This window comes from Flavobacterium sp., assembly GCF_044368625.1.
GTDB lineage: Bacteria > Bacteroidota > Bacteroidia > Flavobacteriales > Flavobacteriaceae > Flavobacterium.
Map to the genome: position 1 here is coordinate 1 of NZ_JBIPPD010000102.1, position 11,342 is coordinate 11,342.

At 35.8% G+C, this 11,342-nt stretch carries 12 protein-coding genes and 1 pseudogene; 7 read left to right on the top strand and 6 right to left on the bottom strand.

Annotation, left to right across the window (positions count from 1 at the left end; all coding sequences use genetic code 11):
- The 6 genes from ACIQ2X_RS09060 to ACIQ2X_RS09085 all read left to right on the top strand — a co-directional run.
- Nucleotides 1-864, top strand: an 864-nt coding sequence (locus tag ACIQ2X_RS09060) for a PIN domain-containing protein (RefSeq protein ID WP_396178609.1), incomplete at its 5' end; no start/stop codon positions are given.
- Nucleotides 865-1,194: 330 nt separating this feature from the next.
- Complete coding sequence (locus ACIQ2X_RS09065) at nt 1,195-1,641, top strand: hypothetical protein (protein ID WP_396178610.1); 447 nt, start codon at nt 1,195-1,197, stop codon at nt 1,639-1,641.
- A gap of 197 nt (nt 1,642-1,838) precedes the next feature.
- Nucleotides 1,839-2,252: a hypothetical protein gene (locus ACIQ2X_RS09070; RefSeq protein WP_396178611.1), complete on the top strand. Its 414-nt coding sequence runs from the start codon at nt 1,839-1,841 to the stop codon at nt 2,250-2,252.
- Between the two features lie 619 nt (nt 2,253-2,871).
- Nucleotides 2,872-3,555, top strand: coding sequence for a hypothetical protein (locus ACIQ2X_RS09075; RefSeq protein WP_396178612.1), 684 nt, complete (start codon nt 2,872-2,874; stop codon nt 3,553-3,555).
- A gap of 357 nt (nt 3,556-3,912) precedes the next feature.
- Nucleotides 3,913-5,040 (top strand): ImmA/IrrE family metallo-endopeptidase, encoded by a 1,128-nt coding sequence (locus ACIQ2X_RS09080; protein WP_396178613.1) that lies wholly within the window; start codon nt 3,913-3,915, stop codon nt 5,038-5,040.
- Between the two features lie 3 nt (nt 5,041-5,043).
- Complete coding sequence (locus tag ACIQ2X_RS09085; protein ID WP_396178614.1) at nt 5,044-5,544, top strand: DUF4411 family protein; 501 nt, start codon at nt 5,044-5,046, stop codon at nt 5,542-5,544.
- A gap of 442 nt (nt 5,545-5,986) precedes the next feature.
- Here ACIQ2X_RS09085 and ACIQ2X_RS09090 read toward each other — a convergent pair whose 3' ends face one another.
- Nucleotides 5,987-6,784 (bottom strand): alpha/beta hydrolase, encoded by a 798-nt coding sequence (locus ACIQ2X_RS09090; protein WP_396178615.1) that lies wholly within the window; start codon nt 6,782-6,784, stop codon nt 5,987-5,989.
- 59 nt (nt 6,785-6,843) lie between these two features.
- On the opposite strand from ACIQ2X_RS09090, the gene ACIQ2X_RS09095 reads away from it, so the two are divergent.
- A complete protein-coding gene (locus ACIQ2X_RS09095) occupies nt 6,844-7,245 on the top strand; it encodes an excinuclease ABC subunit B (RefSeq protein ID WP_396178616.1) in 402 nt (133 codons plus the stop codon).
- On the opposite strand, the gene uvrB is transcribed toward ACIQ2X_RS09095, so the two are convergent.
- The 5 genes and pseudogenes from uvrB to ACIQ2X_RS09120 form a co-directional block, all read right to left on the bottom strand.
- Nucleotides 7,242-9,236, bottom strand: a complete 1,995-nt coding sequence (gene uvrB / locus ACIQ2X_RS09100) for an excinuclease ABC subunit UvrB (protein WP_396178617.1) — start codon at nt 9,234-9,236, stop codon at nt 7,242-7,244. The genes ACIQ2X_RS09095 and uvrB overlap by 4 nt on opposite strands.
- A 197-nt stretch (nt 9,237-9,433) precedes the next feature.
- Nucleotides 9,434-9,661 (bottom strand): helix-turn-helix domain-containing protein, encoded by a 228-nt coding sequence (locus ACIQ2X_RS09105; protein ID WP_396178618.1) that lies wholly within the window; start codon nt 9,659-9,661, stop codon nt 9,434-9,436.
- 3 nt (nt 9,662-9,664) lie between these two features.
- On the bottom strand, nt 9,665-10,201 hold the full coding sequence (locus ACIQ2X_RS09110) for a DUF2975 domain-containing protein (RefSeq protein ID WP_396178619.1): 537 nt from the start codon (nt 10,199-10,201) through the stop codon (nt 9,665-9,667).
- A gap of 361 nt (nt 10,202-10,562) precedes the next feature.
- The gene (locus ACIQ2X_RS09115) at nt 10,563-10,706 is read right to left on the bottom strand and encodes a hypothetical protein (protein WP_396178620.1); all 144 of its coding nucleotides are present in this window, start codon (nt 10,704-10,706) and stop codon (nt 10,563-10,565) included.
- Nucleotides 10,707-11,242: 536 nt separating this feature from the next.
- Nucleotides 11,243-11,342: pseudogene (locus tag ACIQ2X_RS09120) on the bottom strand (IS1595 family transposase); the annotation flags it as partial.

Sequence of the window (11,342 nt, forward strand, 5' to 3'; positions counted from 1 at the left end):
ATATTTATTGACACAAATATTTTTTTGGATTTTTACAGAATCAGAAGAACAGATATTTCATTGAAGTATCTTGACGAGATTGTGAAACATAAAGACATAATTATAACTTCAAGTCAAATAGAAATGGAGTATAAAAAAAATCGTCAAGTAGCAATTCTTGAATCGATAACTGAGGTCACAAAAAAAAGTAATATTAATTTAAGTGTACCAGCAATTCTGACAGATGCTCAAGCTTTAAAAATGCTTAAAAAAGCAAAAGAAGAGGTTGAAAATCAGCAGCAAAAACTAAAAGTGCAGATTGAAAGAATTCTAAAAAATCCAAATCAGTTTGATCCTGTTTACAAATCATTGCAAAAAATATTTACAAATAAATCAGCCATTAATTTAAATCGTGACAACAAAATTCGATTTTCAATAAGAAATTTAGCAAAAAAGAGATTTGTTTTAGGTTATCCACCCAGGAAAAATGATGACAATTCTATAGGAGATTCTATTAATTGGGAATGGATAATAAAATGTGCTGAAATTACGGGAAAACATATAATTATTGTAACACGCGATACAGATTTTGGAGCAATCTCAGAAAATGAATCATATTTGAATGATTGGCTAAAACAAGAATTTAAGCAGCGAATTAGTCAAAAGAGAAAAATAATATTAACCAACAAGTTATCAATGGCTTTTAAACTAGTTGAAATACCAGTTTCAAAGGAAATGATTGAAGAAGAGAAAAGTATAATAAAAGATTCATTTGCTTCGTCACAAAAAAGATTGCAAGAAGCTATATTCCGACTCTCGGAAAATTTATCGCTTTCAGAATATATTAAAAATATTAATAGTAATAGTTTGGATGAAAATAAATAAACGTCTGTCGTCAAGCGCCCCAGCTGGCGCGAGCGTCTCGCTCGTGCCCAATATAAAAAAGTTAAACGGTTTATTTGTCATTCTGACGAAGGAAGAATCTTAGCAAAGTAGAGCTAATATAAGAGATTGCTTCGCCAGTTCGAGCAGAGCTCTCGGATCCTCCTTCGTCGGGATGATAAAATGGGTAATTACTTACGATAGCTAGCTGGAGACCAAGAACAAATCGTAAATATCTAAATATGAAATGAGCATTACGGAAATGCGATGCAAATCCCTATGAAGATATATGCGAATTACATATGACCGATAAAAAACAATAAATATCTACAGATGAAAAGAAAAGAATTTGAAAAGGAATTTTTGATTTATAACAACAACGGAAAACAAGTTTGGGTAATTTCCAAAGTAAAAGAATTGCCGGTGGAAATTGTGACTATGGCAAAGAACCTTGCAGAGCTCGATTTTTTAAAATTTATAAGAATATCCAACGATTCACTTTCTGCTTCGAGCGAGAATTATCCCAATAGACCAAAAGTTCCTATTACTTATATGAACCACCATACCGCTATTGGAATTGAAATTCTTTACGATACAAACTATAAGACGATTGACTTTTTCGGCATAAACTCCCCAATTAAGGGTAACGGCAGCAAAATGGTTGATGCAATTTTAAAAGAGTTTCCTGAAGATTGGCAACCTGCTGTGGTTATGGATTGGAGTAACGGATTTTGGAACAAAATGAAAGAAAAATATAATAGTATTGAATGGTTAATGTAATTTAATATAAACCTCCACTTGCTAGCGCGAGCGTCTCGCTCGTGCCCAATGTAAAAAAGTTAAGCGGTTTATTTGTCATTGCTTTGCCAGTTCGAGCAGAGCTCTCGGATCCTCCTACATCGGGATGTCAATAAAACGTACTAAATCAAGGTAAGAGGAATGAAAAAAAAGTAATCTATAAAACAAAAACCACCTCAATGTCCACCAATAATTACACGAAAATTACTGTAACCGAGCTTAAAGAATTGGCGTTACTTAGTAGCATGTCAACAATTAATGAGCGTTATACAGATTTGTATGCAGACAATGATGAAAACTATATTTTGAAGAAAAACAATCTAGGGTTTATGTTGAAAGTGGCCAATTATAATGCTGAGATTGTAAAAAAAGACGGCATCAATCTAATGTTTCAAATATTTCTTGAGCGGTATATTTCAAAAAATTATTCAGAAACAAAGGGGTATTATTGGTATGAACTAAAAGCAATTTTATTTTTTTGCTTATACCTGAAAACAGCATCTAATGGCAAGGATTTTAGAAAAAAACTTTTGAGTGATTCCTTACATAAAAGTCTTGTAAAATATAGCTCGGGAGTTATTGTTAGGCATTAATCCGCAAATCTTAATTTATATCCTCGAAGCCTATTACTTTTCAATCAAAACATTTTATAGCACTTCCGTGTACGGATGTACTATAAAAACTTGTCAACAATAGCACTTCCGTGTACGGATGTACTATAAAAACAAGTCAACAATAGCACTTCCGTATACGGATGTACTGTAAAAACAAGTCAACAATAGCACTTCCGTGTACGGATGTACTATAAAAACTTGTCAACAATAGCACTTCCGTGTACGGATGTACTATAAAAACAAGTCAACAATAGTACTTCCGTGTACGGATGTACTGTAAAAACTTGGCGACAATAGCACTTCCGAGTACGGATGTACTGTAAAAACTTGGCGACAATAGCACTTCCGTGTACGGATGTACTATAAAAACTGGTCAACAATAGCACTTCCGTGTGTAGCGTGGCGTATAAGGCAAGAAAAGGAGTGTTGGTCCTTACAGGAAGTAGTACCGATAGGGTGGGAGAAAGGCTTGCAGCGGGTACTACCTTACAGGTGCTGATAAATAACAAAGGTACTCTAGTATTTTTGGCAAAATGATTACGATATATTGTATTATTTTTTTAATTTTATCATAATTATTAATTTAATCTTTATTATCATGACAGACGAAACAAACAACGGCGGGGGTAAAAAACCAAACAAAAAAAGTAGTATTCCAAAAGCCGACAGCGATTTTGGAAAAGTAGCGGCCTCCGCGAGTACCAACTGGACGGCCAACCCATGGCTCACCTTGAAGTGGACTACTGCAGCAGAGTTTGCCACCGCAACCGCAGCGTACAATGCCATATTGGCTGCCCGACAAACTTCTGGTGCCACCCGCCCTCAAATTACCAAGGCCTTAACGGTGCTCAATAAAGAAATCGACCGTTCTTTGTCTTATGTAAAAGGCTACCTCGCCGAAAAGTACGATAAAGATAACTCGCTGAGTTACTATCCTGCCTTTGGTATTGTCTATTATGATAAGCAATATGCAATGCCCGTTGATCAAAGTAACCGCCAAGATGCACTAAAGTTAATGTTGGAAGCGATTGAAAGCAACGACTTTCAGGACAAAACCTACGGACTTGCTTACTGGACAGGTGTATACACTAAATATGTGGATCTTGTTGAGAAAGGCCGCGAACTTGACGGCGGCATCTCTACAAAAGTGGGCAGCAAGAATGAACTTAAAATAAGTATTAAAAAAGGTTTGAACGCCCTAATTAATGTACTAAAAGGAAATTATCCCGATACCTACAAACAAGAACTCCGCCAGTGGGGTTTTCAAAAAGACAAATACTAACCTGCTGTATTGTGCCTAAATGCTCTGAATTATCGGAGCATTTTTTGTTTACAAGACATCGTGGCGGATCATCGGGAAGCGGGAACGTATAGCACGACTCGCCACTCGCGAGCGTCTCGCTCATGCCCAATGTAAAAAAGTGAAGCGGTTTATTTGTGTTTGCTTCGCTTGTTCGCCCCGATAATTATTGGGGCTCGGGTCCGAATTTATTTCAGGATCTTATTATAGAAGCTGGAACATCGTTTTAATAATCGAACGTTTTGGCTTATGCAAATCACGATTCAAGAAAACCGGAAAAGCACTAGAATATATTTTCCAGAAAAAAAAGATTAGAAAGAAAGTTGTAAATTTGCAAAGATGAAAACAGATATAAATGTAAACAATAATATGCTTACTTGGGCTATTGACCGAGCAGGATATGAATTGCAAGATTTTATTGCTGAAGTTCCTCAAACAAAAGATTGGCTTGAAGGAACTAAAAAACCCACAGTTAAACAATTAGAAACTTTCTCTAAAAAAGTGCATTTGCCTTTTGGCTATTTGTTTCTGAATGAACCTCCAACTGAAAAACTTCCAATACCTTTTTTTAGAAGTAATGGCAAGCAAACTGAAAAAGTAAGTATAAATGTTTATGATACAATTCTTTTAATTCAGCAAAGACAAGATTGGTTGCGCGAGTATTTACAAGATAATTCCTTTAGTAAATTACCTTTTGTTGGTAAATATTATAATTCTTTCGATGTCAAAGCAATAGTTGCCGACATTAGAAAGGTTCTTAATTTGCATGAAAATTGGGCTCTCGAATTTAAAAATTGGGAAGAAACATTAAACCGTTTAGTCCATATAATAGAGGATAACGGAATTATAACTGTATTCAATGGAGTCGTTGAAAATAATACATCTAGACCAATCAAAGTCGACGAGTGTAGAGGATTTGTTCTAGTTGATTCTATTGCACCATTTATGTTTATAAATAATGCTGATAGTAAAGCTGCACAAATGTTTACTATTGTGCATGAACTTGCACATATTTGGACTGGGCATAGCGCAGGTTTTGACTTTAGAAAATTACAGCCAGCTGATGATCCGATTGAAAAGCTATGTGACCAAGTAGCTGCAGAATTTCTTGTGCCTGAAAATGCTTTTAATGAAATTTGGGCTACGGTTCAGGATATAAGAATAGTATCTCGATATTTTAAAGTCAGTGAAATTGTAATCGCCCGGAGAGCTTTAGATACTGGAAAAATTACTAAAAAACAATTTTTTGAATTTTATGAGGAGTATAAAAATAGAGAGTTTTCTAAAAAAGAAGATCAGCCATCTGGTGGTAATTTTTATGCAACAGCAAAAAAAAGGATTAGCATAACTTTTGCTTCTCATGTCAATCAAGCTGTTAAAAGTGGACAACTTTTGTATCGTGACGCATACAAATTGACAAGCATGAAAGGTGATACGTACGAAAAATTCTTCGCTAAAAACTTGTAGTACATGGAGATATTTATAGTTGATAGCAATTTTTTCATTCAAGCTCACAGGTCAATTTATCCTTTAGACATTGCACTCGGATTTTGGAATAAAGTAAAGCAGTTAGCACATGCTGGGCTTTTATTTAGTATTGATAAAGTCAAGGATGAACTTTATGATAAAAATGATGAATTAGAAGTTTGGTGCAAGAATAATTTGCCAGAAAATTTCTTTATTGATTCCTCAACTGCGATTGCTCAATACGCTATTGTTTCAGCTTGGGCAATTTCAAAAAACGATCACTATTTACCGAATGCACTAAATGAATTTCTTGATGCATCCGAAGCCGATGCCTTTCTGGTTTCGTTTGCATTAGCTGACCCCGTAATTCGTATAATTGTTACCCAGGAAGTAAGCCGACCAGAACAGAAAAACAAAATAAAAATTCCTGAACCTTGTATAGCGTTAGGAATAAATTACCTAAATACGATAGCGATGTTTAGAAAATTGGGAGAAACTTTTTAAAAAATGTCCCCGCTACCGCCGTCGTCCCACTCGAGCCCAATGTAAAGAAGTTAAGCGGTTTATTTGTCATTGCTTCGCTTGTTCGCCCCGATAATTATCGGGACTCGGGTCCGAATTTATTTCGGGATACAAAATGGGAAGCATTAACAAGTACCAACTCTCCGTTCATTCATTTCTAAATCCTCGAAGCTCTTTACTTTGTAATTAATACGTTTTATAGCACTTCCGTGTACGGATGTACTGTAAAAACGAGGCAATGATAGCATTTAATGATTTTGGAGTATTTGAAGCAAGCGTGAAGGATGGAAGTGGAGCTCTCTCGATAAAAATCGGGACACATCCCGATTTTTTATCGGGAAGCGGGAACGGACAGCCTGACCCGGCCCCGATAGCTATCGGGGTTACGGAGGGGCACGCCCAAATTAGAAATAGGTGTGTGCGTTTAAAAAAGCCATTGTACTGCTTTGGCAAAATTTTCTTTCCACAGTTTTTCATTGTGTTCGCCGCCTTCTATGATTACTGTTTTGGTTAGCTTTAGGCATTCGCAACGGTTGCGGTCGAGGAGGGTTTGCATTTTTTTCAAATCAGCAACCATTGTTTCGCTTTCTTTGTCGCCGGCCAGAAAATAGATTTGTGCTTTTGTTTTTTCGGCGTTTTCCATCAACGTATACATTTTGTTGTTGAACCAAAATGAGGGAGAAAAAACACCTGCTTTCCCAAATACTTCGGGATGTTTTACAACCGCATAAAACGACAATAATCCACCGAGTGAACTCCCGAAAATGGCGGTATTTTTTTTATTTGATTTGGTGCGGTACACACTATCGACTTTTGGTTTTAGAGTTTTAATAATGAAATTCAGGTAGTTGTCTCCGTTTCCTCCGCCGTATTTTTCGTTTTTAAAAGGCGTTAATTCGTCGAGTCTTTTTTCATTTCCGTGTTCAATTCCGATGACGATGATTTGGGCATTCATTTTATTTAATGTTTCATCCACTTCCCATTCGCCAGCGAAAGCTGTTTTTTTATCAAATAAATTTTGAGCATCGTGCATGTACATCACGGGATATTTTTTGTCGGAAGTATCATAATCTAGGGGTAAATAAACCCAGATTTTTTTTTGAACGTTTAATTCTGGCGCAAAAATTTCAAATGAACTTACATTTTTTGCAGCTGTAGCTTCTTGAGCATAAAAGTGTGATGTGATAAATAGCGAAAAAAAGAGAATAAAAAACTTTTGCATGCGATACAAATTTGTAATTTTAAATAAAAAGAAATATTTTATCTAAAAATAGGATTTAAATGAACACGCACGCGACAAAGATTAATTTATTAGCCGAAATGATTGCTTTTTCGATAGTGGACGGGAAATTGCACAAGCGCGAATATCAATTTTTAGCATTGATTGCCAAAGAGTTAAGAGTTAGTGATCAGGAGTTTAAGGATTTGTTTCACCAAGAGCATTTTGTGATTCCTATTAAATCTGAAAATCAACGCATCCAGCAGTTTTACCGTTTGGCTTTGTTGATGCACATTGACGGTGTTTTGCACGAAAAAGAAGCGACAGCTATCAAACAAATTGCGATTGAAATGGGTTTAAATCCTTCGGCAACGCATCGTTTTTTAGAACTGATTAGTAAAACTAAAAACCGGTTTATCGAACCAAATGAGGTGTATGCACTGTTTAAAGAACAGCAAAATTAAACCAAAACTTTTTCCTGTAGCGCTTTGATATCGTCCCTTAATTTAGCTGCTTGCATAAAATCCAATTCTTTAGCCGCTTTTTCCATGGATTTGCGTTTTTCTCGAATCAATTTTTCAATCGCGTCCTTCGTCATGTAGGTCGTGTCGGGTTCTGCGGCAATATTCGTTGTGTTTCCTAACTCGTAATCGACCAATGGATTTTTCGTAAAAGCACTTTCAATTTTCTTGTTCAACGCCATCGGAATTACATTGTTTTCAGTATTGTACTGTATTTGTTTTGCTCTTCGGTATTCGGTATCGTCGATGGTTTTTTGCATACTCGCCGTTATTTTGTCGGCATACATAATTGCTTTTCCATTCAAATTTCGAGCAGCACGACCAACAGTTTGCGTCAATGAACGATTGCTTCTCAGGAAACCTTCCTTATCGGCATCCAAAATAGCAACGAGCGAAACTTCGGGTAAATCCAAGCCTTCTCGCAACAAATTCACGCCAATCAACACATCAAAAATGCCTCTTCGCAAATCTTGCATGATTTCAATTCGCTCCAAAGTGTCCACCTCCGAGTGGATGTAACGACAACGAATGCCTACTTTTGTCAAGTATTTAGCCAATTCTTCTGCCATTCTTTTGGTTAAAGTGGTCACTAAAACCCGTTCATCAACTTCAGCTCGTGCTTGAATCTCTTCAATTAAATCGTCAATTTGGTTCAAACTCGGTCGGATTTCAATAATTGGATCCAATAATCCCGTTGGTCTAATAATTTGTTCTACATAAACGCCGCCCGATTTCTCCAATTCATAATCAGCTGGAGTCGCCGAAACATATATCGTCTGGTTTTGCAAGGCTTCAAATTCCTCAAAACGCAAGGGTCGGTTGTCCATTGCAGCGGGAAGTCTAAAACCATATTCCACCAAGTTTTCTTTCCGACTTCTATCGCCGCCATACATAGCATGGACTTGCGAGAGCGTCACGTGACTTTCGTCCACAATTGTCAAGAAATCTTTCGGGAAATAATCCAATAAACAAAACGGTCTTGTTCCTGGAAGTCGTCCGTCGAGGTAACGCGAATAATTTTCAATCCCCGAACAATATCCCAATTCCCGAATCATTTCTAGGTCAAAATTTGTACGTTCTTCGAGTCGTTTGGCTTCGAGATGTTTTCCAATTTCCTTGAAATAATCCACTTGTTTTACCAAATCTTGCTGAATTTCCCAAATCGCTCCGTTCAAAACATCGGGGGATGTGACAAACATATTGGCAGGATAAACCGTCAGGGTATTGTATTTTTCAACCACCAACGAAGTTTTTGCGTCAAAAGCTTCAATATCTTCAATTTCGTCCCCAAAGAAATGAATCCGAAAAGGTTCATCGCCATAACTTGGAAAAATTTCTACTGTGTCGCCTTTAATTCTAAAAGTCCCGGGAGTAAACTCCGCTTCGGTCCTAAAGTACAAACTTTGCACGAGTTGTTGCAACAATTTTGTTCTCGAAATAATTTGGTCTTTATTTAAAGAAATCACATTTTTCTGAAATTCCACTGGATTTCCAATACCGTACAAACACGAAACGGAAGCCACAACCAACACATCACGACGTCCCGAGAGTAGGGAAGAGGTTGTACTCAAACGCATTTTCTCTAACCCTTCGTTGATGGATAAATCCTTTTCGATGAAAACCCCGGTAACGGGCATGAATGCTTCAGGCTGGTAATAGTCGTAATAGGAAACAAAGTATTCCACCGCATTGTTCGGAAAAAACTGTTTGAATTCGGAGTACAGCTGGGCGGCAAGGGTCTTGTTGTGTGCCAAAACCAAGGTTGGGCGTTGCACTTCTTGGATCACATTGGCCACAGTAAACGTTTTCCCTGAACCCGTGACACCCAATAGCGTTTGGTATTTTTCGCCCGTTTCAATGCCTCCAGCCAATTTTTTGATGGCTTGTGGTTGGTCGCCTTTGGGTTGGTAATCCGATACAACGTTAAATTTCATAGAGAATCATTTTCAAACAAATTTAGCAATGTTTTCTAAGAAAAAGGAATAAGAAAAACTTAAAAGTTTAAAATTCTAAGAGGATCAAATACGGTATAAAATACACTTTTATGAACTGTAAAAGCTCTGTTTTAAAATTATTTTATTTAGAAACAGTTGCGGTTTTTTAAAATCGATTTTTATTTTTGAGCAGTATTTTATAGCGTTGTATTTTTTGGTACGTCAACTTCATACTCTAAAATGTCTCCGGGTTGGCATGCTAACACTTCACATATTGCCTCCAAAGTACTGAACCTGATTGCTTTTGCTTTTCCGGTTTTTAGAATGGAAAGGTTCGATAAGGTCAATCCCACTTTATCGGAAAGTTCGTTGAGTGACATTTTTCGTTTGGCCATCATGACATCTAAATTTACAATAATTGCCATAGTCTATACTGTTAAATCATTTTCGTTTTGTAGGTCTACTCCTTTTTTGAAAATCGTGGCAATGATATAAATCACAGCTCCCATAAGAATAAAGGCCTGACTGTCGACCCAAAAAGGGTTTAAACTGTCGGTGATAAAACCGTAATGCATTAAATTTTTAGCGGTTTGTCTAGCGATTAAACTTAAGACTCCAATGGACAAAGTGTAATAACTGATGAGCAAAATTTGGTTGGAAACAAAAGTGTCGAATGGTTTTGTTAAATCCATTTTGTGCATGAGTCGGATTACGATGTAGAACAATATCGCTTTTAAAATGGAAATAAAGATTATAAAACTATAGATTCCAAAGAAAGCAGTTTTACTTTGGTTGTACATTTGGGTCAAGTCCAATTTTTGATAAAGATTTCCTACAATTTCAGGTTTAAACAGACTGAACAAGAAATTTACAATCAAGCCACCGGCTTCAATGGACAAACCCACAAAGATGAGCCAAGCTACAATTGTAAGGCCTTTAAATACGAAGTTGTTTGTTTTTGACATATTTGATTTATTTGAAATATTGTTTCAAAAATAATAAATATTTATTGATAAACAATAAATTTAGAATTATTTTTTGAATCAGTAGTGCTGTTTTTTTTCATCGTTGCGAAAACCATTTTGCTCCATGCTTTCCGGTTGGAAATATTATTTCATAAATTAACTGCGGTTTATCTTTTTTTAATTCATTCAAACGTATTGAAGAAGCTTTAAAAAAACGTGCTGTCGTGGAACTTCAACGGCAATGATTTTTTCATATAGTTCGATCGCTTTTTCTTTAGATTTTGAACTTTCATAATAGTGCGCTAAAGCGTAATCGTATAAATCGTTTTCCCCGATTTTTTCGATGAATGTTCGCGCCTTTTCATTTTAAATAATTGGCTGCAACACCTGCGGAACCATCCAAGGTGACAATGCCAGAAGGAGTGGATTTATACAATTCATAACTGGATTGACAGTATTTTCCATCCTTGTAAAGAAGTTCAGCTATAAAATAATGTATTGGCATCGAATATAGCCTTTCAAAAATTTGATACCATAGTGGTTTTGATTTTAATTTATCATTTTGAAGCTATTATCATTTGCAATTTCATTTTCTTTCAAAAAGGTTTCTATTTATTTACAAAATTGTAATAAGTATCATAGGAATGTGTTTGGTTATCAAAAACCCGAATAGTTATTTCATTTTTTTCTCTAAACTCAAATAATTCTTGGCATTGTTTAGACATTGACCAATGGGGAAAGTATTCTATTTTTTATGATCAAAATATAATCCGAAAAAAGCACTTTCAAAAACAATATCTTTATAATCCTTTTTTCAAATAAATATTTTACAAATGGTGTTTTGGCTAAAAAATCCGAGCCAATGTGATGTTCTGCTTCTCCCACGAAAACCACTTTTTTATCAAGAATATTTTTGGATATTATTTTTTGACTTCTTCTGTAAGAAGATTTTAGATAGCACTTAATTGATATAAATTACCTTCAATTTGGGAGTAAGAAAGCGAAGAAATGTTTAAAAATAATATGCATATCCTTTTTTAATCATACTCCTGTAATACTTGCTATCACTAGTCTATCGAAGATTTTCTCACCAAAATATCTGCGATTTAGCTTATAAACAAACTCGTTCAGATACAGTTGT